This is a genomic window from Escherichia sp. MOD1-EC6098 (assembly GCF_002965865.1).
Classification (GTDB): Bacteria; Pseudomonadota; Gammaproteobacteria; order Enterobacterales; family Enterobacteriaceae; genus Escherichia; species Escherichia marmotae.
Window position 1 is genome coordinate 103,037 of the sequence record NZ_PTSN01000016.1, and the last position, 26,329, is coordinate 129,365.

Genomic DNA, 26,329 nt, shown 5'->3' on the forward strand with positions numbered 1-26,329 from the left:
TTACTCCGCCGTCTGTTCCGCAAAGAGCTGTAGCTGAAACTCTCCAGCCTCTTCCAGTTCACGGGCAATGCCCATGATTTCGCGACGGATCTGTTCGATACGGCTGACCGGCACCGGCCCCAGACGTGCGGTGATCGCTTCCAGTTGCTGCACCTGACGTTTTGGCATTACCGCGTAAATTGAGCGACGCAGCAGGGCTTCGGTGCCTTTCAGCGCCACCGCCCAGTCCTCCATCGGCACTTCATCGAGCAGACGTCGGCGCACCTCTTCGTTCTGGCGGCTGAGGATAAAGAAGTCGTACATCTCATCCTGGAGCTGCTCCAGCACGTTTTCGTCACGCTCGCGCATCTGGTCGAGGATCACCTGCTGGTTGCCCTGGAAGCGGTTGACGATATCCGCCGCCTGTTTAATGCCTTTCACCTTCGAGCCATGTTCCGAAAGCACCGACAAGCCACGTTCGATCAGCCTGTCCAGTTCATCCACCACGTCGCGGTTGACGTCGTTGAGTTTCGCCACCCGGTAGAGAATTTCGTTTTGCACCGATTCGTTGAGATATGAAAGCACCGCTGCCGAGATTTCCGGCGTCAGAAACGCGAGGAATACAGCCTGCAATTGCAGATGTTCTTCGGAGATCAGCATCGCCAACTGGCGCGGTTCCACCCATTGCAGGCGCGCCATCCGCGAGCGGATCTCATCGCCGTAGATGCCGTTGATCACGCTGCTGGCAATCTCGGTGCCAAGCGCTTTGTTAAGAATGCCCTGCAACATGGCTCGTGATGCACCGTTGATGCCACTCTGTTCGCGGAACTCATCAAAGAAGTTATTGATCACTTTGCGCGCCATGCTGGTTTTAACGCCAGAAAGCCGCGCCATGTTTTCGCTCAGGCGCACCACTTCTTCGCGGCTAAGCTTTTGCATCACCGTCGCCGCCGCCTCTTCGCCCAGACACAGCAGCAGGATCGCCGCCTGCTCCAGGTAGCTGTTGCTCTTATTTATTGTCAATTCGCTCATTGCTGGTAATCCATTGTCTGAGAACTTCGGCAACGCGATCGGTGTCGCTCATGGCCAGTTTTTGCAGGAACTCGAGTTTCACTTCGAGGCCGGAACTCTGCGGAGGCAGGCTGTCATCACCGGGCAGCGACGGCAGGTCGACGTTTTTGCGTTCTTCTTCCGGCGTGGCGATCCACGGTTCGCTGACGGCTTCCGGTTCTGGTGTGATAACCGGTGCTCGCACCGCCGTCAGGCGTTTCATCAACGGGCGCACCACGAAGAACAGCAACAACAGCGCCAGCAGACCGCAGCCAATCAGACGCCCCCAGGCCAGCACGCTGTCATCTTTCCACAGCGGGATCACTGGTTCGACCGGCACCGCCTGCGGGACAAAGTTGAGCAGTGAAAGCGTCAGGTTATCCCCACGTTGCGCGTCAATACCGGCGGCATTGTTCAGCAACGCGGTAAGCTGCGTGGTCTGCTCCGGTTTCCAGTTTTTCAGTGCCGGGGCGTTTTGATTGAGCACCACCGCCACGTTAATGCGTTTCACCGCAAAGCCGGGATGCTGGATATGCTGGACGCTGCGGTCGTAAGAGTAATCGCGCTTGCTTTCGCTGTGTTTGGATAACGCTTCCGGCGAGCGATTTTCTTCCGCGCCGTTGGTCATCTGATTCGCCGCAATCGGCGGACGGTTGCTGAGCGAACCGGGCACGCCCATCGCTACCTGATTGGCGTCGCTGTCCAGCACGCTCTCTTCGCGGTTGATTTTCGGCGCGTCGCCGTAGTGTTCCTGGGTTTCGTCGATGGTGCTGAGATCGAGATCCGGCATCACGCTGACGCGGTAATTCCCGCTACCGACCAGCGAATCCAGCACATTCGCCACGCTGGCGCGGGTTTTGTCCTGAATGTCTTTGAGGATCTGATCGCGTTTACGGGTGGCGGCAGAGACCGCCTCGCCCGCGCCAATGCCGTCGGTCAGCAGATTTCCCGCCTGATCGACGACGCTAACTTTGCTGGCGTGCAGCCCCGGAATACTGCCGGACACCAGATGCACGATGGCGTTCACCTGGTCCATATTCAGCTTCGCGCCGTAGTGCAGGCGCACCACCACCGAGGCGCTGTTTTGCGGCTCATCGCTGACCACAAACGAGCTTTCTTCGTTGAGCGCCAGATGCACCCGCGCGCTCTCCACCGCGTCCAGCGACATAATGCTCTGTGCCAGTTCCCCTTCGAGACTGCGTTTGTAGCGCACGTTCTGCACGAACTGGCTGCTGCCGAGCACTTCGTCTTTGTCCATCAGCTCGTAGCCGCTGGGCAATATCGCCTGCACGCCTTTGGCGGCAAGGGTCATGCGCGTTTTCGACAGTTCATCTTCCGGCACCAGAATCTGCCCGCTCTGCGGGTCGATGCGGTAGCTGAGCTTTTCGCCGTCCAGCACGGTGACAATCTGCGACACGGGCAGATTTTCCTGGCGTCCGTAGAGCGAGACGTAGCCGCGATTACCGGTCCACAGCACGCTGACAATAATCGCCGTCACCGCAACGGCAAGCCCCACGCCCGCCATCAACGCCCAGCGTTTGTTATCTGCAAGACGCAGTCGAAACGCCGGAAACGCCTGGGTCAACTTTTTGATCAGTTCATTCATAGTGTTAGATCGACATACTCATCAGATCGTTAAATCCGGTGGCGATTTTGTTGCGCACCTGCACCAGCGCGGAAAAAGAGAGCGACGCCTGCTGGCTGGCGATCATCGCCCCTGCGAGGTCATCACTTTTGCCCGTGTCGACAGCCGTTTGCTGCTGCTCCGCCACCTGCTGGAACTGGTCAACATGACCGAGCGCACCGGACATAATGCGGTTAAACGATACGTCCGGGTCGGTGGAACTGAAGGTCATGGCGGGCAGCACCGGTGCCTGGGCGTTGGCCTGCATCCGCTGCACGTCCTGCATGATTTGCGCCTGCATGGTGCTGTTGATATTAGTAATGCTCATTTTTAACTTCCGGGTCAGGAGAAAACTTCGATACCGTGCTTACGCATAGAGGCCAGTCGATAGCGCAGTGCGCGCGGGGTAATACCTAACAGGTCGGCAATCTTGCTGCGGTTGCCCTGATATTTACGCATCAGGTCAGCGATATATTGATATTGCGCGCTACGTCCGTGCTGGCCTAAATCGCGGGTTTCGGCAATGTGGACGGTGGGCTGAACAGGCCATTGCAGTTCTGTATTTTCGGTTACGTCTGTTTCTGGCAGACCTAGTGCGTCCGGGAAAATCACGCCGTCGCGATTTAAAATCATTCCCCGCTGAATGGCGTTTTCCAGTTGACGAACGTTACCGGGCCAGCGGTAATTCAGCAGCGCGCGGCGGGTGGACTCCGACAGGGTGATATTTTTCACCAGTACCGTGGCGTATTTTTTAATAAATGACTCTGCCAGCGGAATAATATCGTTCAGACGTTCACGTAGCGGCGGCATGGTAATAGGAATAACCGCCAGGCGATAATAGAGATCTTCACGAAAACGTCCGGCAGCGACTTCTTGTTCAAGGTTTTTATTGGTGCAGGCAATCAGGCGAAAATTGAGTTTAATTTGTCGGTTGCTGCCTAATCGCTCAACCTGTTGTTCCTGTAATACGCGTAATATTTTGGCCTGTAGCGCCAGCGGCATTTCACCAATTTCATCGAGTAATAAGGTGCCGTTATTCGCCAGTTCCATTTTTCCTGGCATGCTGGCAATTGCGCCGGTAAATGCGCCTTTGTCGTAGCCAAATAAGGTGGATTCCAGCATATTTTCCGGGATCGCCGCGCAATTCACGCCGATATAGGGCGCGTTTTCATTTTCACCAAAGGCTACGGTGTGAATATATTTCGCCACGCATTCTTTGCCCGCGCCGGTTTCGCCCTGAATGAGCACCGGCACGTTAAAGGCGGCGACACGCTTTGCCAGTGTAAAAGCGTTAATGCTGGAAGCGGCAGTTGCAATAAGTTCAGACATAGGGTGAACGATATAAGTAGCGACAGAAAACAGGATGTTCTGAAGCGTATCACCGGCGGGATTAACAAGTTCGAATTAAACGATAATAAAAATATTATTTGTTGATCAACAATGAGTTACATGTAACACCATGCCTGCACCCGAACGGTAGGCCGGATAAGGCGGTTACGCCGCATCCGGCAGTTGTGCGCCGACGCCTGATACGACGCTGACGCGTCTTATCAGGCCTACAAGCCCGCGCCCGAACGGTAGGCCGGATAAGGCGGTTACGCCGCATCCGGCAATTGTGCGCCGACGCCTGATACGACGCTGACGCGTCTTATCAGGCCTACAAGCCCGCGCCCGAACGGTAGGCCGGATAAGGCGTTTACGCCGCATCCGGCAATTGTGCACCGATGCCTGATGCGACGCTGCGCGTCTTATCAGGCCTACAAGCCCGCGCCCGAACGGTAGGCCGGATAAGGCGGTTACGCCGCATCCGGCAATTGTGCACCGATGCCTGATGCGACGCTGACGCGTCTTATCAGGCCTACAAGCCCGCGCCCGAACGGTAGGCCGGATAAGGCGGTTACGCCGCATCCGGCAATTGTGCACCGATGCCTGATGCGACGCTGACGCGTCTTATCAGGCCTACAAGCCCGCGCCCGAACGGTAGGCCGGATAAGGCGTTTACGCCGCATCCGGCAGTTGTGCGCCGACGCCTGATGCGACGCTACGCGTCTTATCAGGCCTACAGCCTGCGGCCGGACGGTAGGCCGGATAAGGCGGTTACGCCGCATCCGGCAATTGTGCACCGATGCCTGATACGACGCTGACGCGTCTTATCAGGCCTACAGCCTGCACCCGAACGGTAGGCCGGATAAGGCGGTTACGCCGCATCCGGCAATTGTGCACCGATGCCTGATGCGACGCTGCGCGTCTTATCAGGCCTACAAGCCCGCGCCCGAACGGTAGGCCGGATAAGGCGGTTACGCCGCATCCGGCAGTTGTGCGCCGACGCCTGATACGACGCTGACGCGTCTTATCAGGCCTACAGCCTGCGGCCGGACGGTAGGCCGGATAAGGCGGTTACGCCGCATCCGGCAGTTGTGCACCGATGCCTGATGCGACGCTGCGCGTCTTATCAGGCCTACAGCCTGCGGCCGGACGGTAGGCCGGGTAAGGCGTTTACGCCGCATCCGGCAATTGTGCGCCGATGCCTGATGCGACGCTACGCGTCTTATCAGGCCTACAGTTTGTGCAATGTTTTATGACGATGCCTGATATCTCACCTATTAATAATTTAATTATTTTTTCATCCTATTAATAATTTGCCCCTTTCACGCCCCCTCTATTTAATACCTCACCTTGTGTCACTGCCGGAATTGCGTGCACAAAAACGCCCTTACCATTACAGCAGAGAAAGTAAGCCATGCTGAAGTACAGTAAAACGCCAGGCATCTTTAAATTAGAAGGTAATCGGCTCGGACGCCCCTACCATCGCCTGCCGACCCTGTTTACAGGGAATTTTGACGTGATTGATTCACATCTTGGCAGCTACTTTCTTAAAAAGCATCGCAGCAATATCACCTTAAAAAAGATTGGCTGCGAAATGGATATTATAAATAAAAACGCTGAGTTGATGGTTTCCCAGGTCGGGCATCTGGCGTTTGATATTGATCGCTCCTTATTGTTAATGCTGCTGGGCAATTTTTATGGTCTGGAGTCATCTCTCAAAGAGACGAACCCCCATCACGGGCTACCGACTAAAACCGAAACGCGATTAAAAAACCGCCTCGCGCTGGATATCTGCACGCTGATATTTAATCTGCAAACCTCCGGTATTGCGCTGAAGTTAAAGCTGGACAGCAGCACGGTGATTACCCACTGGGCGTATCAATTAACCTTTACCCTTGCGGGCGATGAAGAGAGCAGTTTTCGTATTTTGCTCGACGACGCCCACACCGATTTTATTTTAAATCTGATTCGCCACAGCGAGCACAGTAAACCGCAGCAGGTGGCGAAATCCGTTAATAAACCGGCATTGATTAAAGAAATCATCCGCTCCCTGCCGCTGACCCTGAACGTCAAAATTGCCGAGCTGTCGATGAATGTTGCGGCTCTCTCGCAGATAAAAGCCGGGGATATTTTACCCATATCACTGGGAGAAACATTCCCGGTGGCGATTGGGCAATCTGAATTATTTAGCGCCCTGATTGTGGAAGACAAAGACAAACTGTTTTTGTCGGAGCTGGCGGGCAAAAATGAGAATAGCCATGAGTAAGCAAGAAGATATTTTAGCTGAGGATTTTGGCCTGACCGATGACGTTGCGCCTGTCGTGAAATCCACCGATGCCGAAACGCGGGTCACCCGCCAGGAAGACCGTTTTTCCGACTCGATGACGCTGCTGAAACGCATTCCGGTGACCTTAACGCTGGAAGTGTCGTCGGTGGAAATCATGTTAGCCGACCTGCTTAACATCGACGACGACACGGTGATTGAACTGGATAAACTCGCCGGGGAGCCGCTGGATATTAAAGTAAACAATATCCTGCTGGGCAAAGCGGAAGTGGTGGTGGTTAACGAGAAGTACGGCCTGCGCGTGCTGGAATTTAACACCCGCGACATCAACGAACTGGCACCATGAAACGCCGCACTCAGCTGACGCTGGGCCTGGCGCTGCTGGCGCTCGCGCCGCTGGCAATCGCCCAGGGGGGCGATATTGCGCTGCTTAACGTGGTCACTCACGGCAACACTCAGGAGTACAGCGTCAAAATTCAGGTGCTGATTCTGATGACCCTCGTCGGTTTGCTGCCGACGATGGTGCTGATGATGACCTGCTTTACGCGCTTTATTATCGTGCTGTCGCTGCTGCGCCAGGCGCTGGGGCTGCAACAAACGCCGCCAAACCGCATTCTGATTGGTATTGCGCTCTCCCTCACCCTGCTGGTGATGCGCCCTATCTGGCTCAATATTTACGACCACGCGGTGGTGCCGTTTGAAAACGATCGGATTACCCTGACCGATGCCTTAAGCACCGCCGCTACACCGCTGAAACGCTTTATGCTGGCGCAAACCGACAAAAAAGCGATGGCGCAAATCATGACCATCGGCGGCGCGAAGGGCAATGCCGCCGACCAGGATCTCACGATTGTGGTGCCAGCCTATGTGTTGAGCGAGCTGAAAACCGCTTTCCAGATTGGCTTTATGATTTACATCCCGTTTCTGGTTATCGACCTGATTGTCGCCAGCGTATTGATGGCGATGGGGATGATGATGCTGTCGCCGCTGATTGTTTCGCTGCCGTTTAAACTGATGCTGTTTGTGCTGATCGACGGCTGGTCGCTGACCATCGGCACGCTCACCACCAGCATTCGCGGGCTGGGGCTGGGCTGATTATGTTGACCGTAGACGTAGCCGCCGACATTGTCGCCAGCGGCATAAAAGTGGTGATTTTACTGGTTTCGGTACTGGTGGTGCCAAGCCTGCTGGTCGGCCTGCTGGTGAGCGTGTTCCAGGCGGTGACGCAGATTAATGAACAGACCCTGAGCTTTTTGCCGAGGCTGATTGTCACGCTGGTGGTGCTGGGGGTGTGCGGCAAATGGATGATTATCCAGTTGCATGATCTGTGCATTCACCTGTTTAGCCAAGCCGCGTTGCTGGTTCATTGAGATGCGCACAAGCGACGTTACGCAACTGACGGATCTGGCGCTGGGGCTATGGTTTCCCTTCGTGCGCATTATGGCGTTTCTGCGCTATGTGCCGGTGCTGGATAACAGCGCCCTGACCGTGCGCGTGCGGATTATTTTGTCGCTGGCGCTGGCGATAATCATCACACCGTTGATCCCGCATCCCATTCCCCACGACCTGCTTTCGCTCAACAGCCTGATTCTGACGGTGGAGCAAATTTTATGGGGCATGTTATTCGGGCTGATGTTTCAGTTTCTGTTTCTCGCGCTGCAACTGGCCGGGCAAATTCTCTCGTTCAATATGGGGATGAGCATGGCGGTGATGAACGACCCGAGCAGCGGCGCATCAACCACTGTGCTGGCGGAACTGATCAACGTCTACGCGATCCTGCTGTTTTTTGCCATGGATGGGCATCTGCTGCTGGTGAGCGTGTTGTACAAGGGCTTCACCTACTGGCCGATTGGCAACGCGCTGCATCCGCAAACCCTGCGCACCATCGCGCTGGCCTTTAGCTGGGTGCTGGCGTCGGCATCGCTGCTGGCGCTGCCGACCACTTTTATCATGCTGATTGTGCAGGGCTGCTTTGGCCTGCTCAACCGCATTGCGCCGCCGCTGAACCTTTTTTCGCTCGGCTTTCCCATCAACATGCTGGCGGGGCTGGTCTGTTTTGCCACCCTGCTCTACAACCTGCCGGATCACTATCTGCATCTGGCGAATTTTGTATTGCAACAACTCGACGCGCTGAAGGGTCACTATGGCGGATAGCAGCAGCGAAGAAAAAACAGAGAAACCCTCGGCGCAAAAGCTGCGTAAAGCGCGTGAAGAGGGACAACTGCCGCGCTCGAAGGATATGGGGCTGGCGGCGAGCCTGTTTGCGGCGTTTGTGGTGATCTCCAGTAGTTTCCCGTGGTATGCCGATTTTGTACGCGAGAGTTTTATCAGTGTGCACCAGTATGCGCAGGAGATTAATAACCCGCAGGTGATCGGCCAGTTTCTGCGCCATCACCTGTTAATTCTCGGCAAGTTTATTCTCACCTTGCTGCCGATGCCCGCCGCCGCGCTGCTCTCTTCGCTGGTGCCTGGCGGCTGGCTGTTCTTGCCGAAAAAAATCCTCCCGGACTTCAGCAAAATCAGCCCGTTAAAAGGCATTGGGCGGCTGTTTTCCAGTGAACATCTGGCGGAAACAGGGAAGATGACGGTGAAATCGGTGGTGGTGCTGGTAATGCTGTGGATTAGCCTGCGCAATAACTTTGCCGCCTTTCTCGGCCTGCAGGCGCTGCCGTTCAAACTGGCGATGAATGAGGGTTTGTCGCTCTACGCCAGCGTGATGCGCAACTTCGTCATCCTGTTTATTTTCTTTGCGCTGATCGACGTGCCGCTGGCGAAAGCCCTGTTCACCAAAGGGCTGAAGATGACCAAACAGGAGCTGAAAGAAGAGTACAAAAATCAGGAAGGCAAGCCGGAAGTGAAAGCGCGCGTGCGGCGGCTGCAACGGCAACTGGCGATGGGGCAAATCCGCAAAGTGGTGCCGAAAGCCAACGTGGTGATCACCAACCCGACCCACTACGCCGTTGCGTTGCAGTATGACCAGTCGCGCGCCGCCGCGCCGTTTGTGGTGGCGAAAGGTACAGACGAAATCGCGCTCTATATTCGCCAGGTCGCTACCGAACATCAGATTGAAATCGTGGAATTCCCCCGGCTGGCGCGCTCGGTTTACTACACCACCCAGGTTAACCAGCAAATTCCGTTTCAGCTTTACCGGGCCATCGCCCACGTTCTGACCTACGTCCTGCAAATGAAACACTGGCGCGACGGCGCACAGCCGCGCCCGGCGCTGAACAGACATATTTCCATTCCCAAAGAGGTGCTTAAACTGGATGGCGAAAACAACTAAATCGTTCCTCGCGCTGCTGCGCGGCGGCAATCTCGGCGTGCCGCTGGTGATCCTGTGTATTCTGGCGATGATTATTTTGCCGCTACCGCCTGCGCTGCTGGATATTCTGTTCACCTTCAACATTGTGCTGGCGGTGATGGTGCTACTGGTGGCGGTGTCGGCAAAAAGACCGCTGGAATTCAGCCTGTTCCCGACCATTTTGCTAATCACCACTTTAATGCGCCTGACGCTCAACGTCGCCTCTACGCGCGTGGTGCTGCTGCACGGGCATCTCGGCGCAGGTGCGGCGGGTAAGGTGATTGAGTCGTTTGGTCAGGTGGTGATTGGCGGCAACTTTGTCGTCGGCTTTGTGGTGTTTATCATCCTGATGATCATCAACTTTATCGTCGTCACCAAAGGAGCCGAGCGTATTTCCGAGGTTTCAGCCCGCTTTACCCTGGACGCGATGCCCGGCAAGCAGATGGCGATTGACGCCGATCTTAACGCCGGATTGATCAACCAGGCACAGGCGCAAACCCGGCGTAAAGACGTTGCCAGCGAGGCCGATTTCTACGGCGCGATGGACGGGGCGTCGAAGTTTGTGCGTGGCGATGCCATCGCCGGGATGATGATTCTGGCGATCAACCTGATCGGCGGTGTCTGTATCGGAATTTTCAAATATAACCTGAGCGCCGATGCCGCTTTCCAGCAGTATGTGCTGATGACCATCGGTGACGGGCTGGTGGCGCAGATCCCTTCCCTGCTGCTCTCCACGGCGGCGGCGATTATCGTCACCCGCGTCAGCGATAACGGCGATATCGCCCATGACGTGCGTAACCAGCTCCTGGCAAGCCCGTCAGTGCTCTACACCGCCACCGGAATTATGTTTGTGCTGGCGGTGGTGCCGGGAATGCCGCACCTGCCGTTCCTGATGTTCAGCGCCCTGCTTGGCTATACCGGCTGGCGAATGAGCAAACGCCCGCAGGCTGCGGAGGCGGAAGAGAAAAGCCTCGAAACGCTGACCCGCACCATCACCGAAACCAGCGATCAACAGGTCAGTTGGGAGACAATACCGCTGATCGAGCCCATCAGTTTAAGCCTCGGCTACAAGCTGGTGGCGCTGGTGGATAAAGCGCAGGGCAACCCGCTCACCCAGCGGATTCGCGGCGTGCGGCAGGTGATTTCCGACGGCAACGGCGTGCTGTTGCCGGAGATCCGCATTCGGGAAAACTTCCGCCTCAAGCCCAGTCAGTACGCCATTTTCATCAACGGCATTAAGGCTGATGAAGCGGATATTCCGGCGGATAAACTGATGGCCCTGCCCTCCAGCGAAACCTACGGCGAGATTGATGGCGTTCTGGGTAACGACCCGGCGTATGGGATGCCGGTGACCTGGATACAGCCTGCACAGAAAGCGAAGGCGCTGAATATGGGGTATCAGGTGATCGACAGCGCCAGCGTGATTGCCACCCATGTGAACAAGATTGTGCGCAGCTATATTCCTGATTTGTTTAACTATGATGACATCACGCAGTTGCATAACCGCCTGTCGTCGATGGCTCCGCGACTGGCGGAAGATTTGAGCGCGGCGCTGAACTACAGCCAGTTGCTGAAGGTGTACCGGGCTCTGTTGACCGAAGGCGTTTCCCTGCGCGATATCGTCACCATCGCCACCGTGCTGGTCGCCAGTAGCACGGTGACCAAGGATCATATTCTGCTGGCGGCCGATGTGCGCCTGGCGCTGCGGCGCAGTATTACCCATCCGTTCGTTCGCAAGCAGGAGCTGACGGTGTATACGCTGAATAATGAGCTGGAAAATCTGCTGACCAACGTGGTGAATCAGGCGCAACAGGGCGGCAAAGTGATGCTCGACAGCGTGCCGGTTGACCCGAATATGCTCAACCAGTTCCAGAGTACGATGCCGCAGGTGAAGGAACAGATGAAAGCGGCGGGGAAAGACCCGGTGCTGCTGGTGCCGCCGCAGTTACGCCCTTTGCTGGCGCGCTACGCAAGGTTGTTTGCGCCGGGGCTGCATGTGCTGTCGTATAACGAAGTGCCGGATGAGCTGGAGTTGAAGATTATGGGGGCGTTGATGTAAGCATCCGGCACCAGTGCACAATTGCCGGATGCGGCGTGAACGCCTTATCCGGCCTACGGTTAAAGCACAAATTTGTAGGCCGGATAAGCATAAGCGCATCCGGCATCGGTGCATATTGCCGGATGCGGCGTGAACGCCTTATCCGGCCTACGGTTAAGGCACAAATTTGTAGGCCGGATAAGCATAAGCGCATCCGGCACCAGCGCACAATTACAAAATGATACGCTCCCCGGCACTAAAATCCATTACGTCTCCCGCCCAATCGATGGGATATAACCCTTTCGTGACATCGCGATGAAACGTTGAGAATGGCCAATCACTTACTTGCTTTACCCAGCCATGTTTTACTGGATTTATATAAATATAATCAACATGATGGCGATAGTCTTTGGTATTGCGGATGGCGTGCTCCCAAAAACGCGGTTGCCAGATATTTTGCAATCCACAAGCATGGGTGAATTGCTTTTTAATCTCCCGCCAGCGAGAAGAAAAATCATCATCGCTCTCGGGTAATGTCCAGATACAGTGCATATGCTCCGGCAAAACTACCCAGGCGTTAATTTCAAAAGGTCTGGCTCGCTTAACTTTAACAATGGCGTTACGGAGCATCTGATACTGGGTGGTCAAAAGCTGGCTTCGACGATTCCGTAAATTTACCGTGAAAAACCAGGTTCCCCCCTTGATGTAATAACGACGATATTCAGACATAGCGACTCCTTTTTCTCAACGGTAAGAAGAAAAGGAAAAGTCGACAATGAGGTTCTGTTATATCGGGAAAGCGGCTCGCAAAAATGCACAGATTTGTAGGCATGATAAGACGCGCCAGCGTCGCATCAGGCATCGGAGCACAATTGCCGGATGCGGCGTAAACGCCTTATCCGTCCTACAAAATCGTCTCTTCCGTCAAAATCCGCCGAGCACCTAAAAAATGGTCCTGCCAGAAAGGTTCAGCTAACCGGCTTATCCGAATGGTTTCGCCGGTACGTGGCGACTCGATAAATTGCCCATCGCCCAGATACACGCCCATATGATCGGCTATCTCGCGGCTGTGGATATGGAAAAACAGCAAATCTCCCCGGCGCAGGTCGTTATTCGCCACAATCGTTGCCCGATGGTAGTGATACATCTCATTGGCCGTGCGCGGGAGCTTCGCCTCGAGAATTTTGTTGTAGGCATAAAAAACCAACCCGCTGCAGTCGAAGCCTTTATCAGGCCGCGTGCCGCCCCAGACGTAAGGCTTACCAAGCTGTTGCTCCAGGCGGTGGATCGCCACTTCAGTGATATTGTGCAGGTGGTCGCTGCTTAAGAAATGATTGTTTTCTGCCAACGCCTGCCAGCGTCTGTCACTCGACTTGAGCGGCGCAGGAAACCATTCTGGATGCTGTTTTATCTGCTCGCGGTTGTGCTGGCGCAGCGCCCTTCTGCTTTGTGCGTTCCCTTCTACAATGTAGCTGGCCTGTTTTTTCAGATGCGCGTGGTATCGCTTTAGCAATCGCGCACGGTTTTGCATCCGCTGGCGGGCGGCGTAACTGAAGGAGGTGTGTGATGCGGGAGTGGCGTTGGCAAATATAGGAAGCCAAAGGGACAAAAAAAACACGCCCAGGCGCAGAAATCTGCCGTGAGAGAACGAATACATGAAGGATATAAACTGGCTGAATGAAGGTGATAATTTTAAAGGAGCGGGTGGGTAAATAGGATTATTAATCGCTTATTTGCATATTACTATTGCAGTTTCATAACCTTAGGAAATAAGTAATAAATCCGCTATACAGCCGCTTTTCGGACTTTTGAAAATCGCCCCTTATGCTAAATTTGTAAACCCAGCACCGACAGGCTTGCGTAAAACTCTTTTGGTGCTAATGTGAGCCTTCCAAATCCAGACTATTCCGATTTGGGATCTATTTTGCCGCCCTGGCGTGTGTAACCGTTTTATCAAGGAATAAGCAGTATGCGTAAAATCGCATTAATTCTTGCGATGTTGTTGATCCCGTGCGTTTCGTTTGCCAGTTTGCTGGGCAGCGGTAGTTCCACCACGCCAGTGAGCAAAGAGTATAAGCAGCAGTTGATGGGATCCCCTGTCTACATCCAAATCTTCAAGGAAGAGCGCACGCTCGATCTCTACGTCAAAATGGGCGAGCAATATCAATTACTCGACAGCTACAAAATTTGTAAATATTCCGGCGGGTTAGGCCCCAAACAGCGTCAGGGCGATTTCAAAAGTCCGGAAGGGTTTTATAGCGTTCAGCGTAATCAATTAAAACCAGACAGCCGTTACTACAAAGCAATTAATATTGGTTTCCCCAACGCCTATGACCGCGCGCATGGTTACGAAGGGAAATACCTGATGATTCACGGCGATTGTGTTTCTATCGGTTGCTACGCGATGACCAATCAGGGTATTGATGAGATTTTCCAGTTCGTTACTGGCGCACTGGTGTTTGGTCAGCCGAGTGTGCAGGTGAGCATTTATCCTTTCCGCATGACCGACGCCAATATGAAGCGCCATAAGTATTCCAACTTTAAGGACTTCTGGGAACAACTGAAGCCGGGCTACGACTACTTTGAACAGACTCGTAAGCCACCGACGGTTTCTGTCGTCAATGGCCGTTACGTGGTCAGCAAGCCGTTGAGCCACGAAGTGGTGCAACCACAACTGGCATCAAACTACACGCTCCCCGAGGCAAAATAAGCGCCATTCGCCTGGCATAATCTTTTGCCAGGTTTCATTGCCCGTCAGCGGCTGAGTTGCAATCACCGTGACCACATCATTCGGTGTGGTCTGCGAGCTGAAGTCGATTTCCACATCCTGATCCAGCAACGTTGCCACGCCAAACGGCGCGCGGCGGGTGATCCAGTGCAGATTGGTTGAACAATACGCCATCACGTAACGTCCGTCCGAAAGCAGCATGTTGAAGACGCCCTTCTGCCGCAGTTCATCCGCCAGTGAGGCGATATATTTAAATACCGCCACCATGTTGCCCGGTGTGCGCGGATAACGCTGCGTCAGTTTATACAACAACCAGCAGAAGGCTTTTTCGCTGTCGGTTTCGCCCACCGGGCGAAAGTTGCCGGTTTCCAGTGATTTATAGCCCGTCAGTTGCCCATTATGCGCATACGTCCAGTTGCGTCCCCACAGTTCACGGGTAAACGGGTGAGTGTTTTCCAGCGCCACCTCACCCCGATTCGCCTGGCGAATATGAGCGATTACCGAGCAGGATTTTATCGGATAGTCCTGAACCAGTTTGGCGATGGGGGAATTAAAGCTGGGTTGTGGATCTTTAAATGTGCGACAACCTTTGCCTTCGTAAAAAGTGATTCCCCAGCCATCTTTATGCGGCCCGGTTCCACCACCGCGCTGCACAAGCCCAGTGAAACTAAAGCAGATATCGGTTGGGACGTTGGCGCTCATCCCGAGCAGTTCGCACATCGGTAACCTCCACAACAGCAGGGGGATGCCCCCGGCGAAGATTGGTTTAAGGATTTTCTGGCCGGACGCGGCGTAAACGTTTTATCCGGCCTACAGTTCGGGTACAGATTTGTAGACATGATAAGACGCGTCAGCGTCGCATCAGGCATCAGCGCACAAATGCCGGATGCGGCGTAAACGCCTTATCCGGCCTACGCCAGACTTACTTAGCCATCTCTTTTTCGATTAACTGGATCAGAATATGGATCACTTTAATGTGAATTTCCTGAATACGGTCGGCATAGCCAAAGTGCGGAACGCGAATTTCAATATCCGCTGTGCCAGCCATTTTGCCGCCGTCTTTACCGGTCAGGGTGATCACTTTCATCCCCTTCTCACGCGCCGCCGCGATCGCTTTGATCACGTTTGCAGAGTTACCGGAAGTGGAGATCCCCAGCAGCACGTCACCTTCGCGACCTACCGCTTCAACGTAGCGGGAGAAAATATCGTTAAATCCAAAATCGTTACCGACGCAGGTGATGTGGCTGACATCAGAAATGGCAATCGCCGGATAGCCCGGACGGTTTTCACGGTAACGACCGGTCAACTCTTCTGCAAAGTGCATAGCATCGCAATGGGAGCCGCCGTTGCCGCAGGAAAGCACCTTACCACCGGCTTTAAAGCTGTCTGCTAACAGGACCGCCGCGCGCTGAATGGCGTGAATATTGGCGTCATCTTTTAAAAAGTTAGCCAGCGTTTCCGCCGCTTCGTTCAGTTCGTTACGAATAAGATCCTGGTACATGAGGATATCCTTCAGCATAAATTAAATAGACAAAATGCAGTGTACCGGATACCGCCAGAAGCGAGAAGTCCAGGGCAGCGCAATGGCCAGGACTTTTTGACCTGAAGTGGGGATAAAAACAGCAACAATGTGAGCTTTGTTGTAATTATATTGTAAATACATTGCTAAATATTTTTACATCTACTACAACCATATCATCACAAGTGGTCAGACCTCCTACAAGTAAGGGGCTTTTCGTTATGATGATTTTGAGTATTCTCGCTACGGTTGTCCTGCTCGGCGCGTTGTTTTATCACCGCGTGAGCTTATTTTTCAGCAGTCTGCTTTTGCTCGCCTGGACAGCCGCCCTCGGCGTCGCAGGTCTGTGGTCGGCGTGGGTACTGGTGCCTCTGGCCATTATCCTCGTGCCGTTTAACTTTGCGCCTATGCGTAAATCGATGATTTCTGCGCCGGTGTTTCGTGGTTTCCGTAAGGTGATGCCGCCGATGTCGCGCACCGAGAAAGAAGCGATTGATGCAGGCACCACCTGGTGGGAAGGTGACTTGTTCCAGGGCAAACCGGACTGGAAAAAGCTGCATAACTATCCACAACCACGCCTGACTGCTGAAGAGCAAGCGTTTATCGACGGTCCGGTAGAAGAAGCCTGCCGGATGGCAAATGATTTCCAGATTACGCATGAGCTGGCGGATCTGCCGCCGGAGCTGTGGGCATATCTGAAAGAGCATCGTTTCTTTGCGATGATCATCAAAAAAGAGTACGGCGGGCTGGAGTTCTCGGCTTATGCCCAGTCTCGCGTGCTGCAAAAGCTCTCTGGCGTGAGCGGGATCCTGGCGATTACCGTCGGCGTGCCGAACTCATTAGGTCCGGGCGAACTGCTGCAACATTACGGTACTGACGAGCAGAAAAATCACTATCTGCCACGTCTGGCGCGTGGTCAGGAGATCCCTTGCTTTGCACTGACCAGCCCGGAAGCGGGTTCCGATGCGGGTGCGATTCCAGATACCGGGATTGTCTGCATGGGTGAATGGCAGGGGCAGCAGGTGCTGGGAATGCGTCTGACCTGGAACAAACGCTACATTACGCTGGCACCGATTGCGACCGTGCTCGGACTGGCGTTTAAGCTCTCTGATCCAGAAAAACTGCTCGGCGGTGATGAAGATTTAGGTATTACCTGTGCACTAATCCCAACCACCACGCCGGGCGTGGAAATTGGTCGTCGCCACTTCCCGCTGAACGTGCCATTTCAGAACGGACCGACACGCGGCAAAGATGTTTTCGTACCGATCGATTACATTATCGGCGGCCCGAAAATGGCCGGGCAAGGCTGGCGGATGCTGGTGGAGTGTCTCTCGGTGGGCCGTGGCATCACCCTGCCTTCCAACTCAACCGGCGGCGTGAAGTCGGTGGCTCTGGCAACCGGTGCGTATGCTCACATTCGTCGTCAGTTCAAAATCTCTATCGGTAAGATGGAAGGGATTGAAGAGCCGCTGGCGCGTATTGCCGGGAACGCCTACGTAATGGATGCTGCGGCATCGCTGATTACCTACGGCATTATGCTCGGTGAAAAACCCGCCGTGCTGTCGGCTATCGTTAAGTATCACTGTACCCATCGCGGGCAGCAGTCGATTATTGATGCGATGGATATCACCGGCGGTAAAGGCATTATGCTCGGGCAGAGCAACTTCCTGGCACGAGCTTACCAGGGCGCGCCGATCGCCATCACCGTTGAAGGTGCCAACATTCTGACCCGCTGCATGATGATCTTCGGTCAGGGAGCGATTCGTTGCCATCCGTATGTGCTGGAAGAGATGGAAGCGGCGAAAAATAATGACGTTAACGCATTTGATAAGTTGCTGTTCAAACATATCGGTCACGTCGGTAGCAACAAAGTTCGCAGCTTCTGGCTTGGTTTGACGCGCGGTTTAACCAGCAGCACGCCAACCGGCGATGCGACTAAACGTTATTATCAGCACCTGAACCGCCTGAGCGCCAACCTCGCCCTGCTTTCTGATGTCTCGATGGCGGTACTGGGCGGCAGCCTGAAACGTCGTGAACGTATCTCGGCACGTCTGGGGGATATTTTAAGCCAGCTTTACCTCGCCTCCGCCGTTCTGAAGCGTTATGACGATGAAGGCCGCAATGAAGCTGACCTGCCGCTGGTGCACTGGGGCGTACAAGATGCACTGTATCAGGCTGAACAGGCGATGGACGATTTACTGCAAAACTTCCCGAACCGCGTGGTTGCCGGGTTGCTGAATGTGGTGATCTTCCCGACCGGACGTCATTATCTGGCACCATCTGACAAGCTGGATCATAAAGTGGCGAAGATTTTACAAGTGCCAAACGCCACCCGTTCACGCATTGGCCGCGGTCAGTATCTGACGCCGAGCGAGCATAATCCGGTTGGTTTGCTGGAAGAGGCACTGGTGGATGTGATTGCCGCCGACCCCATTCATCAGCGCATCTGTAAAGAGCTGGGTAAAAACCTGCCATTTACCCGTCTGGATGAACTGGCGCGCAACGCGCTGGCGAAGGGGCTGATTGATAAAGATGAAGCCGCCATTCTGGTAAAAGCAGAAGAGAGCCGTCTGCGCAGTATTAACGTTGATGACTTTGACCCGGAAGAGCTGGCAACGAAGCCGGTAAAGTTGCCGGAGAAAGTGCGGAAAGTTGAAGCTGCGTAATGCCGAAAGGTTTCATTTGAGACTGATGACAAACGTAAGATTGCCTGATGCGCTACGCTTATCAGGCCTACGTGATTCATGCAATATATTGAATTTTAACGATTTTGTAGGACGGATAAGGCGTTCACGCCGCATCCGGCATGAACAACGCGTACTTTGTCAACAATCAGAACGGAGCCGAAAGGCTCCGTTTCTTTATCCGCTAATTATTTAAAATTAAAGCCATCCGGATGGTTTTCCAGGCTGCCGGTCAACGCGGCGAACAGCACCGTTTTACCATCAATCGAAAGCGCATCGTTCACATTCAGCCAGGTGAGTTTCTCTTGTGACGTTTTCTCATCAATGGTCGAGAACAACCCCGTCATCTGATTAGATTTCTCGGACCACATCACCGCAATACGTTGCGAGCCGCAGTCATGCGGTTTGCACGCACTCATCACCTGATACGTCTCATCTCCCAACGTCACTGTTTGCGCGGGGGTATAAGTACCGCCTTTTATCACCCAGGCGGGCAACTTATGCCCTTCCACCATCTGATTAAACGCTGCTTTGGTGGCTTCACCCTTTGCCAGGCTGCTAATGGTTAAATCATCCTGCGCCATTGCACTGGTGGCGATGACCAAAGCGGCGACTGTCGTTATTGCCTTAAACATCATTCCTCCCGAGCTTATCCTGCCCATGTTATTAACGCCCTAAAGATTGGCTATAACACAGTAATTTGCAAATAAGATATTTCCAATATCAGCATTTGTTATCAATCTCTACCGCAGTAAGGTAATAACCCGATAAAGTGTTAAAGTTATAAAACCCCTCAAATAAAGGAGTTGTACACCGTGCCTGGTTTGAAGATTACGCTTTTGCAGCAACCGTTGGTGTGGATGGATGGTCCTGCCAACCTGCGCCATTTTGATCGTCAACTGGAAGGTATTACCGGGCGCGATGTGATCGTTCTACCGGAGATGTTTACCAGCGGCTTTGCCATGGAAGCGGCAGCTTCGTCGCTAGCACAAGATGACGTAGTGAACTGGATGACAGCCAAAGCGCAGCAGTGCAATGCGCTGATTGCAGGCAGTGTTGCATTACAAACGGAGTCTGGTTCGGTTAACCGCTTTTTGCTGGTTGAGCCGGGCGGCACGGTACATTTTTATGATAAGCGTCATCTGTTCCGAATGGCAGATGAGCATCTGCATTATAAAGCGGGCAATGCGCGAGTGATTGTGGAATGGCGCGGCTGGCGTATTTTGCCGCTGGTGTGCTACGACTTACGTTTTCCGGTGTGGTCGCGCAATCTCAATGATTATGACCTCGCAATCTACGTTGCCAACTGGCCTGCCCCGCGCTCTTTGCACTGGCAAGCATTGCTGACGGCCCGCGCGATTGAGAATCAGGCGTATGTGGCGGGATGCAATCGCGTCGGCAGCGATGGCAACGGCTGCCACTATCGCGGCGACAGCCGGGTGATTAATCCGCAAGGCGAGATTATCGCCACCGCCGAACCACATCAGGCTACGCGTATAGACGCTGAACTTTCGATGGTGGCGTTACGGGAGTATCGCGAAAAATTCCCGGCATGGCAGGATGCGGATGAGTTCAGGTTGTGGTGAAATCAGCGCCAGATAGGTGAGAGAAGCGGGAGTTGAGATCGGCACGAACCTTACCGTGAAGATCTCGGAGGGATGCCTAAGCCTGATCGCTGAAAGCGACGAAGTACAGGAACTGAGGAAGGAAATTTATCAGGTTAAACAGTCTGTTAAGGGGATGCGGGACGGGATGTTTAGTGTGATGAACGAGAGTTAAATAATAAAAAAGCCGGGAAGGTTTAATATCTCCCCGGCTTATGAAAATAAATAGTGCAAACGATTCTATAGTTTACCTATCCACGTTCTCATATAATTAACATCTCCATCAAAAATAAATCCTTCTCCGTTATCAGGCAGGAATAATCGACCGGAATCAAATCTTAAAAACAATTCTTTTTTTGCTTTCTTCTGCTTAATGGAAAAGTCATCACTCCAGCTTAATATATCTTCATTGTGTTTTTTTTCATCAGACAAAAAGACTACAACTGAATTTTCCAATTGCTCATAAGAATGATAAGTTTTCTTAAGTGTAATATCGAAATCTAAATCATCAATTATAGTATATGTAATAAACAGTTCATTTCCAGATGATTCAATTGTCCTTGCCACCAATGGTATTGAGCCTAACATCCTATTATCTATTGTATTTCTCATGTAAACCTCACTAAGGAACTATAATTATCCCAGCTTTAGTACCATCACCAAAGATAATATTATAGTGCGGATTATTATCGTGTAATGGGTTTTTAGAATTATGAACAACATCAGACAATGGATTTTTCACATTATATAAATCACCCCGATATGTTCCCGCTGGTTGTTTCCATACATCACTGAATTTGGTGCCACTATAAAGCTCACCAGACCTTGCAGGGAAACTGTCAACATGAGGCCTAAGATCCGGCATGTTATCTAATAATGCCCTTGCTTCGTCAACACTTCTAACCGTGATATCTTTACCATTTCGGAGATCAGATATATTGCGACGTTGTTGAGCATTACATCCAGCTAATCCTAATGGATCTATCCAGGTAAGCGGATTTTTGACATACGCATAGAGGTTGATACCTCCATTCAGCCCTATCGGATCCTGGCTTACGAACCGCCCGCACTCCGGCGCATAATATCTGAACAGATTGTAATGCAGCCCCGTTTCTTCGTCAAAGTACTGCCCCGGCAGTCGCAGCGGCTGTTCAAAGTACGCCCCGCTGTTGCTGATGTCGCCCCGGTTTTCACCAAACCCCGCCTGGTAGCCCGCCCACACCAGCGTCCCGTCCGCTGCGCTCACCTCCTGCACCGTGCCCGTCACGTCCGTGTGGTAATACCAGATTTTCCGGCTTTCCCCGCGCCCCGTGACAGCCGCCACCGGCGTGTACGGCTGTTCCGCATCGTACAGGTACGTCCGCTTTCCCTGCCACGTTGTCTCCTGCAACAGCCGGAATCCTTCCCACACAAACGTCGTCCGCCGCTGTTCCCTCTGCCCGATACTACCGGTCAGCCAGCCGCTCCGGTCATAGCTGAACACCAGGCAGCCTGTCATTAATGCCACTGGGTGGCTGACCATCATCGCTGACAGCGACGAAGTGCAGGAGTTGCGCGAGGAACTTTATCAGGTTAAACAGGTAGTTAAGGGGATGAAGGACGGGATATCTGGCGTACTGCACGAAGCATAAAAAAACAAAAGCCGGGAAGATTTAATTTCTTTCCCGGCTTTTATTTTATTGGCTAATATATACCGAAGGCCCCATAAGTTGTATGTGAGAACACTTTAGATTTAAAAGGATATCAGTCCCCTTTATTATAACTTCATTATTATCAGTATGTATTTCTATTTTTGCCAACATATCTGTAGACATACCATCTATTTTTAAATATTTAACCCCGCTACAATTTATACCACACCTACATCTATTATAACCTTTAACCCATTTCGGCGGTGGGTTATCTGGTAATTCATTTACCAAGTCAAATGATATTATTACTGTAGCAGCTTCACGATCTATTTTTATGTCAAAGACATCGATTTCATTTACTTCAATAGATTTAGTGAAAACTTTGTTAAATAATATACTACCATCAATATCATTCCAGTACATGTCGCTCTCCTCAAAATTCATAATGATCAAATGTACCAGGAACTGAACCCGTTCGAGTATTTTCAATTGGTCTCACATTTAAATGAGGACCTTGATTTCCTATTCCATTTGGATAAGAGTGCCCAGCAGAATGATCTTGGATAATAATTTTAGTTCCATCTGCTCTGGTAAATTGATATTCCCTTGTCCAGACTTGATTACCATTGCTATCAAAAATAGGATTTTTTCTGGAATCAGTCATTGGTACATTTCTATGATCACCATAAAACCCAGTTTTAGAATTAAATATTCTATCTGGTTGTTGATTCATTGGAATACCAGCATCTCTTTTCGCAGCTCTGAAAGCTTCATTTCTCGACTTAAATTGAGCACTACAACCAGCAAGACCTAAAGGATCGATCCAAGTAAGTGGATTTTTGACGTAAGCATAAAGGTTTAATCCGCCTCTCAGCCCTATCGGATCCTGGCTGATAAACCGCCCACACTCCGGCGCATAATATCTGAACAGATTGTAATGCAGCCCCGTTTCTTCGTCAAAGTACTGCCCCGGCAGTCGCAGCGGCTGTTCAAAGTACGCCCCGCTGTTGCTGATGTCGCCCCGGTTTTCACCAAACCCCGCCTGGTAGCCCGCCCACACCAGCGTTCCGTCCGCTGCGCTCACCTCCTGCACCGTGCCCGTCACGTCCGTGTGGTAATACCAGATTTTCCGGCTTTCCCCGCGCCCCGTGACAGCCGCCACCGGCGTGTACGGCTGTTCCGCGTCGTACAGGTATGTCCGCTTTCCCTGCCACGTCGTTTCCTGCAACAGCCGGAACCCTTCCCACACAAACGTCGTCCGCCGCTGTTCCCTCTGGTTCGTATGGCGGCCATACGTCGCCTTGCTGATACGCCTGCCCAGCGCATCGTACTGATACCGCGTCTCGCTGTTGCTGCTGATGACCCGCGTTAACTGACCCTGTGCGTTCCACTCCAGTTGCTGTTCTCGCCGCTCTGTCAGTTCACCCCATTCGTTATAGCGGTAACGGTCACGCCCGTAGCCCGGCAGGCGGTTGTCCATCACCGCTCCCTGATATTCATCCGTCAGCAGGTTGCCCGCTTTGTCGTAATAATAATGGTCATGGTCGTACATCTGCCCCGTACGACCGGTCAGCCAGCCGCTCCGGTCATAGCTGAACACCAGGCAGCCACGCAGTTTGTCGTTAATGCCGCTGACTTCACCGTCTGCGTTCCAGATGTAATCCCGCCCCGTCACGCTGTCGCTCTGTGTCGGGGGATTTCCGGCCTGTTGCGGACTCCGGCTGCCGCCTGGCAGGCTGCGCTGCCAGCTTAACCGGTTGTCGGCGTTGTAGCCGCTGAACGTCGTCAGCGCCCCCTGGGTGCGCATCACCTGGCGGTGCAGGCTGTCACGCTCATATTCACTGACCGTGATACCATCCAGCGCCGTCTGGAGCAGATGCCCGCTGCCGTAGTAAAGATGGCTGAGGTGCTGCCCGTCCGGTAACGTGATATCGGTGGGGTTGCCCAGCGCGTCACGCCGGTACTTTATGCTGCCGTGTACGCTGTGCTCTGCCGTCAGCCACCCGCTGCGGTCATACGCGAAGCGCACCCTGTCCGCCTGCATGTGGTGCAGACGCTCACCTTCTTCCGTGGGGGTGAGCGTCACCTCCGTTATCTGGTCAAGACGGTTGTAGCTGAAGGTCCGTGTACTGTGCTGCGTGTCACTGCGCAACAGGCGGCCCAGCGCATCACGCTCCTGCCGCTCATTACGCACCCCGCCTTCTGTACCCTGCGTCTGGGTGATGACCGGATACCCGCCCGCATTCAGCGCAAACATCCGTATCAGGCCGTCCGGGCGCTGTTCTCCCGTCAGTCGTCCATCCGCATCGTGACTGAACCGGTAAAGCGCCCCGTTGCCGTTGCTCAGGCTGGCAATCCACCCCTCCGCAGTGTAATGCCAGCGCGTCTCCCGTTTCTCTTCATCCGTGTGGAGCGTCAACAGCCCCCGCGGCGTATACTGCCAGCTCTGTATACTGCCCGTAAGACGACGGTGGCTGCTCAGTAATCCCAGCGCGTTCCAGGTGTAACGGTCCTGCTGTTTGCCCGGATGGCTGACTGTCTCCGGCTGTCCCAGACGGTTATAGCTGATGTGTACCGTTTTCCCTTCCGCGTCCGTCACCGCCGTCAGGTTGCCGTCTTCATCGTATTCATAACCCGTGGCGCGCCCTGAACAGTCGGTGTAATGCACCAGTTGACCGCGCGCATCGTGCACCAGCGCAACCAGGCCGCCCCTCGCATCCGTGCGGCTGACTGCCAGCCCCTGTTCATCATACCCGTAGCGCGTGACGCGTCCTTCCGGGTCTGTTTCCTGTATTACCTGACCGTGTTCGTTGTAACCCGCTTTCCACACATGGTCGTCATCCAGCGCACGACGAGTGATTTCATCAAAACTGCCGTTCCACTGCGTCTGTGTCACCCGGCCTGCCGGATCCGTCTCTTTCACCACCCGACTCAGGGTGTCGTATTCCAGCGTTACCCTGCGTTCGCCGGGGAGTTCAACTGCTACGGGAAAATGGTTTTCGTTGTACGTGAAGCGGTACATCCTCCCGCCCGCCGTCCGGTGCGCAGTCACATACGTCTGTTCATCAAACCACCACTGCCATTTATGCCCCGGCCTGCCGGTAACCACCGTCTGCCCGCCAGCAAAATCATAGCGGAACCGGTAATCCTCGCCATCGCTGGTCGAGTGCTCCACCACCCTGGGAACCCCCTCAATCTCTTCCCAGCGGTAGGTACAGGTGAAGCCCGTCGCGTTGCGGTGCTCTGCCATCAGGCCATTTTCATAGGCGAACTGTCGCACTGCCACACCGGCCCGGTTCACCACACCGGTCAGTTGCCCGTTATTGTCGTAACGATATTCCACCAGGTTACCGGGACGTCCTCCCTTCACCAGTTCAATATGCGAAAGTCTTTCCCCCGCCGGGGTCATTGTGCGGTGCAATAACAGATGGTGCCCGCTGCTGGAAGCCACCCGCACCAGCCTGCCGTTCTCTCGCCCGAAAGCTATACGCTGTCGGTAGGGCGTCTCCATAAAAAGTAACGGTGCGACGCCGTGGTCATCAAATTCATCAAATATGTAATAGCTGCGGTCGGTGTAATGCAGTACATAGCGTCCGTCATGCAGGCGGCTCAGGTAAAACTGCTCTTCCGGATCGAATATCTGGTGCCCCGGCGTCAGCATGTCTTTCGGATAACTTAACTCACGCCCCTGGCCGCCAATCAGAGTGATATATTTCTCATCGGTGCGCAGGGTTATTTCCCAGTTCAGCCGCCATCCTTTGCCCAGTAGCCCCTCAGTTTCCAGATGGCTGGCATAAAAGCGCGAACAGGTAACAGGCAGGCGGCCCGGCAGGGTGAAATCCGTTTCCGGCAGCAGAATTTTTTGCCCGGTAGTTACATCAACCGGGTTGCTGAACAATCCCATAGCGGCCTCGGAAATGCCCATCCCGGCAATTTCGCCACCAATAAATTTTGCCGCGCATTTTGTGCCAAATTTCGAGCCCATCTTTGTCGCCTGACGCGAGGCTCCAGCCAGCCCCCCCAGCATTCCGGCGACCACATACAGCACATCCACAACCTGACGCAGCCAGTCCGGGATTTCCGGGCTGATTTCCAGTACCGTCTGCGTACCGCCGCCGAGAAAGACATTGGGGGAGCCATCCTCAATCACCGCATCACATTCAGTATGATCATCTTTTCGGGCGGCAGGCTGACTGTTGATGTAGATGTTGCCGGAACCCTGGGCAATGCGGATTTCCGGAGAATGGTCTTCGCATATCACCGTACTCAGTACGGCGCGCGCGGCCGGGCGACTGTTAGTTCTGACATTATCAGATCCGGTCAGAATTTTTCCTGCTGTGGAATGTATCGAGCGCCCGATGGCCTCCCCAAGTTGCAGGACTCCGGAAGCGATCTGATCAGCCAGAAATCCCAGAACAAGTCCGGCAAAAAAACCACAGGTAGCAAAAGCAAAGCTGGCGGCGGCAATAATGGCAATGCCAATGATGGCCCCTATCAAAAAACCGGCAAGGGCGCTGGTGTGGTAGATAGGATCATCCACCCGTGCGGCTTCATACATGAT

At 53.5% G+C, this 26,329-nt stretch carries 23 protein-coding genes and 2 pseudogenes; 12 read left to right on the forward strand and 13 right to left on the reverse strand.

Annotation, left to right across the window (positions count from 1 at the left end; genetic code table 11):
- Genes C0K55_RS17075 through C0K55_RS17090 form a run of 4 tightly spaced genes read right to left on the reverse strand, consistent with a single transcriptional unit; the run spans position 1 to position 3,982 of the window.
- Positions 1–1,011, reverse strand: a complete 1,011-nt coding sequence (locus tag C0K55_RS17075) for a flagellar motor switch protein FliG (RefSeq protein WP_038355518.1) — start codon at positions 1,009–1,011, stop codon at positions 1–3.
- Complete coding sequence (fliF, locus tag C0K55_RS17080; protein ID WP_105266978.1) at positions 989–2,635, reverse strand: flagellar basal-body MS-ring/collar protein FliF; 1,647 nt, start codon at positions 2,633–2,635, stop codon at positions 989–991. Before fliF ends, C0K55_RS17075 begins: the two co-directional genes overlap by 23 nt.
- Positions 2,636–2,639: 4 nt before the next feature.
- Entirely contained in the window at positions 2,640–2,981 is a 342-nt protein-coding gene (locus tag C0K55_RS17085) for a flagellar hook-basal body complex protein FliE (protein WP_038355520.1), read from the reverse strand.
- Positions 2,982–2,995: 14 nt separating this feature from the next.
- Positions 2,996–3,982, reverse strand: coding sequence for a sigma-54 interaction domain-containing protein (locus C0K55_RS17090; RefSeq protein ID WP_105266979.1), 987 nt, complete (start codon positions 3,980–3,982; stop codon positions 2,996–2,998).
- 1,411 nt (positions 3,983–5,393) lie between these two features.
- On the opposite strand from C0K55_RS17090, the gene C0K55_RS17095 reads away from it, so the two are divergent.
- From C0K55_RS17095 to flhA, 7 genes are read left to right on the forward strand one after another with little or no spacing between them, the layout of a single operon-like run.
- Positions 5,394–6,245, forward strand: coding sequence for a FliM/FliN family flagellar motor switch protein (locus tag C0K55_RS17095; RefSeq protein ID WP_105266884.1), 852 nt, complete (start codon positions 5,394–5,396; stop codon positions 6,243–6,245).
- Positions 6,238–6,609: a FliM/FliN family flagellar motor switch protein gene (locus C0K55_RS17100; RefSeq protein WP_105266885.1), complete on the forward strand. Its 372-nt coding sequence runs from the start codon at positions 6,238–6,240 to the stop codon at positions 6,607–6,609. The genes C0K55_RS17095 and C0K55_RS17100 overlap by 8 nt, the downstream gene beginning before the upstream one ends.
- A complete protein-coding gene (fliP, locus tag C0K55_RS17105; protein WP_105266886.1) occupies positions 6,606–7,358 on the forward strand; it encodes a flagellar type III secretion system pore protein FliP in 753 nt (250 codons plus the stop codon). Before C0K55_RS17100 ends, fliP begins: the two co-directional genes overlap by 4 nt.
- A gap of 2 nt (positions 7,359–7,360) precedes the next feature.
- A complete protein-coding gene (locus tag C0K55_RS17110) occupies positions 7,361–7,633 on the forward strand; it encodes a flagellar biosynthetic protein FliQ (protein WP_000958541.1) in 273 nt (90 codons plus the stop codon).
- Between the two features lies 1 nt (position 7,634).
- Complete coding sequence (gene fliR / locus C0K55_RS17115; protein ID WP_001260515.1) at positions 7,635–8,417, forward strand: flagellar biosynthetic protein FliR; 783 nt, start codon at positions 7,635–7,637, stop codon at positions 8,415–8,417.
- On the forward strand, positions 8,407–9,546 hold the full coding sequence (gene flhB / locus C0K55_RS17120) for a flagellar type III secretion system protein FlhB (RefSeq protein ID WP_105266887.1): 1,140 nt from the start codon (positions 8,407–8,409) through the stop codon (positions 9,544–9,546). The genes fliR and flhB overlap by 11 nt, the downstream gene beginning before the upstream one ends.
- Positions 9,530–11,623 (forward strand): flagellar biosynthesis protein FlhA, encoded by a 2,094-nt coding sequence (flhA, locus tag C0K55_RS17125; protein WP_105266888.1) that lies wholly within the window; start codon positions 9,530–9,532, stop codon positions 11,621–11,623. Before flhB ends, flhA begins: the two co-directional genes overlap by 17 nt.
- A 210-nt stretch (positions 11,624–11,833) precedes the next feature.
- Here the strand turns inward: flhA and rayT are convergent, their stop codons facing one another.
- On the reverse strand, positions 11,834–12,331 hold the full coding sequence (gene rayT / locus C0K55_RS17130; protein WP_016248347.1) for an REP-associated tyrosine transposase RayT: 498 nt from the start codon (positions 12,329–12,331) through the stop codon (positions 11,834–11,836).
- A gap of 175 nt (positions 12,332–12,506) precedes the next feature.
- Positions 12,507–13,259 (reverse strand): C40 family peptidase, encoded by a 753-nt coding sequence (locus tag C0K55_RS17135; RefSeq protein WP_123057431.1) that lies wholly within the window; start codon positions 13,257–13,259, stop codon positions 12,507–12,509.
- Between the two features lie 312 nt (positions 13,260–13,571).
- On the opposite strand from C0K55_RS17135, the gene dpaA reads away from it, so the two are divergent.
- A complete protein-coding gene (dpaA, locus tag C0K55_RS17140; RefSeq protein WP_001225687.1) occupies positions 13,572–14,312 on the forward strand; it encodes a peptidoglycan meso-diaminopimelic acid protein amidase in 741 nt (246 codons plus the stop codon).
- Here dpaA and C0K55_RS17145 read toward each other — a convergent pair.
- Positions 14,283–15,050, reverse strand: coding sequence for a class II glutamine amidotransferase (locus tag C0K55_RS17145; RefSeq protein WP_001515775.1), 768 nt, complete (start codon positions 15,048–15,050; stop codon positions 14,283–14,285). The two genes, dpaA and C0K55_RS17145, sit on opposite strands and share 30 nt — an antisense overlap.
- A 202-nt stretch (positions 15,051–15,252) precedes the next feature.
- Positions 15,253–15,831 carry a D-sedoheptulose 7-phosphate isomerase gene (lpcA, locus tag C0K55_RS17150; protein ID WP_000284053.1) on the reverse strand — a complete coding sequence of 193 codons (579 nt, stop codon included), beginning with the start codon at positions 15,829–15,831 and terminating at the stop codon, positions 15,253–15,255.
- A 239-nt stretch (positions 15,832–16,070) separates the two neighbouring features.
- Here lpcA and fadE point away from each other — a divergent pair, with 239 nt between their 5' ends.
- Entirely contained in the window at positions 16,071–18,515 is a 2,445-nt protein-coding gene (gene fadE / locus C0K55_RS17155) for an acyl-CoA dehydrogenase FadE (RefSeq protein WP_105266889.1), read from the forward strand.
- A gap of 206 nt (positions 18,516–18,721) precedes the next feature.
- On the opposite strand, the gene ivy is transcribed toward fadE, so the two are convergent.
- A complete protein-coding gene (ivy, locus tag C0K55_RS17160) occupies positions 18,722–19,168 on the reverse strand; it encodes an Ivy family C-type lysozyme inhibitor (protein ID WP_016248344.1) in 447 nt (148 codons plus the stop codon).
- 180 nt (positions 19,169–19,348) lie between these two features.
- Between ivy and yafV the strand changes: the two genes are divergently transcribed.
- Complete coding sequence (yafV, locus tag C0K55_RS17165) at positions 19,349–20,119, forward strand: 2-oxoglutaramate amidase (protein WP_105225150.1); 771 nt, start codon at positions 19,349–19,351, stop codon at positions 20,117–20,119.
- Between the two features lie 16 nt (positions 20,120–20,135).
- The gene (locus C0K55_RS27180) at positions 20,136–20,312 is read left to right on the forward strand and encodes a SymE family type I addiction module toxin (protein WP_426472710.1); all 177 of its coding nucleotides are present in this window, start codon (positions 20,136–20,138) and stop codon (positions 20,310–20,312) included.
- A gap of 65 nt (positions 20,313–20,377) precedes the next feature.
- On the opposite strand, the gene C0K55_RS17175 is transcribed toward C0K55_RS27180, so the two are convergent.
- Positions 20,378–20,749, reverse strand: coding sequence for a hypothetical protein (locus C0K55_RS17175; protein WP_105266890.1), 372 nt, complete (start codon positions 20,747–20,749; stop codon positions 20,378–20,380).
- Between the two features lie 10 nt (positions 20,750–20,759).
- Positions 20,760–21,560 (reverse strand): annotated as a pseudogene (locus tag C0K55_RS26940) (RHS repeat-associated core domain-containing protein); the annotation flags it as partial.
- 85 nt (positions 21,561–21,645) lie between these two features.
- Between C0K55_RS26940 and C0K55_RS26655 the strand changes: the two are divergent.
- A pseudogene (locus C0K55_RS26655) lies at positions 21,646–21,768 on the forward strand (SymE family type I addiction module toxin); the annotation flags it as partial.
- A 45-nt stretch (positions 21,769–21,813) separates the two neighbouring features.
- Here C0K55_RS26655 and C0K55_RS17190 read toward each other — a convergent pair.
- The gene (locus C0K55_RS17190) at positions 21,814–22,191 is read right to left on the reverse strand and encodes an Imm50 family immunity protein (protein WP_000289912.1); all 378 of its coding nucleotides are present in this window, start codon (positions 22,189–22,191) and stop codon (positions 21,814–21,816) included.
- 10 nt (positions 22,192–22,201) lie between these two features.
- Complete coding sequence (locus C0K55_RS17195; protein ID WP_105266813.1) at positions 22,202–26,326, reverse strand: HNH/endonuclease VII fold putative polymorphic toxin; 4,125 nt, start codon at positions 26,324–26,326, stop codon at positions 22,202–22,204.
- Positions 26,327–26,329: the final 3 nt, after the last annotated feature.

Bases quoted from the DNA above. Each gene is read 5' to 3' on its own strand.
- C0K55_RS17090 (WP_105266979.1), bottom strand. From the start codon at position 3,982: ATGTCTGAACTTATTGCAACTGCCGCTTCCAGCATTAACGCTTTTACA.
- C0K55_RS17110 (WP_000958541.1), top strand. From the start codon at position 7,361: ATGTTGACCGTAGACGTAGCCGCCGACATTGTCGCCAGCGGCATAAAA.
- fliR (WP_001260515.1), top strand. From the start codon at position 7,635: ATGCGCACAAGCGACGTTACGCAACTGACGGATCTGGCGCTGGGGCTA.
- C0K55_RS17195 (WP_105266813.1), bottom strand. From the start codon at position 26,326: ATGTATGAAGCCGCACGGGTGGATGATCCTATCTACCACACCAGCGCC.
- C0K55_RS17095 (WP_105266884.1), top strand. From the start codon at position 5,394: ATGCTGAAGTACAGTAAAACGCCAGGCATCTTTAAATTAGAAGGTAAT.
- C0K55_RS17135 (WP_123057431.1), bottom strand. From the start codon at position 13,259: ATGTATTCGTTCTCTCACGGCAGATTTCTGCGCCTGGGCGTGTTTTTT.
- flhB (WP_105266887.1), top strand. From the start codon at position 8,407: ATGGCGGATAGCAGCAGCGAAGAAAAAACAGAGAAACCCTCGGCGCAA.
- flhA (WP_105266888.1), top strand. From the start codon at position 9,530: ATGGCGAAAACAACTAAATCGTTCCTCGCGCTGCTGCGCGGCGGCAAT.
- ivy (WP_016248344.1), bottom strand. From the start codon at position 19,168: ATGTTTAAGGCAATAACGACAGTCGCCGCTTTGGTCATCGCCACCAGT.
- C0K55_RS17085 (WP_038355520.1), bottom strand. From the start codon at position 2,981: ATGAGCATTACTAATATCAACAGCACCATGCAGGCGCAAATCATGCAG.
- lpcA (WP_000284053.1), bottom strand. From the start codon at position 15,831: ATGTACCAGGATCTTATTCGTAACGAACTGAACGAAGCGGCGGAAACG.
- fliF (WP_105266978.1), bottom strand. From the start codon at position 2,635: ATGAATGAACTGATCAAAAAGTTGACCCAGGCGTTTCCGGCGTTTCGA.
- C0K55_RS17100 (WP_105266885.1), top strand. From the start codon at position 6,238: ATGAGTAAGCAAGAAGATATTTTAGCTGAGGATTTTGGCCTGACCGAT.
- rayT (WP_016248347.1), bottom strand. From the start codon at position 12,331: ATGTCTGAATATCGTCGTTATTACATCAAGGGGGGAACCTGGTTTTTC.
- fadE (WP_105266889.1), top strand. From the start codon at position 16,071: ATGATGATTTTGAGTATTCTCGCTACGGTTGTCCTGCTCGGCGCGTTG.
- C0K55_RS17145 (WP_001515775.1), bottom strand. From the start codon at position 15,050: ATGTGCGAACTGCTCGGGATGAGCGCCAACGTCCCAACCGATATCTGC.
- C0K55_RS17175 (WP_105266890.1), bottom strand. From the start codon at position 20,749: ATGAGAAATACAATAGATAATAGGATGTTAGGCTCAATACCATTGGTG.
- C0K55_RS17190 (WP_000289912.1), bottom strand. From the start codon at position 22,191: ATGTACTGGAATGATATTGATGGTAGTATATTATTTAACAAAGTTTTC.
- C0K55_RS17075 (WP_038355518.1), bottom strand. From the start codon at position 1,011: ATGAGCGAATTGACAATAAATAAGAGCAACAGCTACCTGGAGCAGGCG.
- fliP (WP_105266886.1), top strand. From the start codon at position 6,606: ATGAAACGCCGCACTCAGCTGACGCTGGGCCTGGCGCTGCTGGCGCTC.
- dpaA (WP_001225687.1), top strand. From the start codon at position 13,572: ATGCGTAAAATCGCATTAATTCTTGCGATGTTGTTGATCCCGTGCGTT.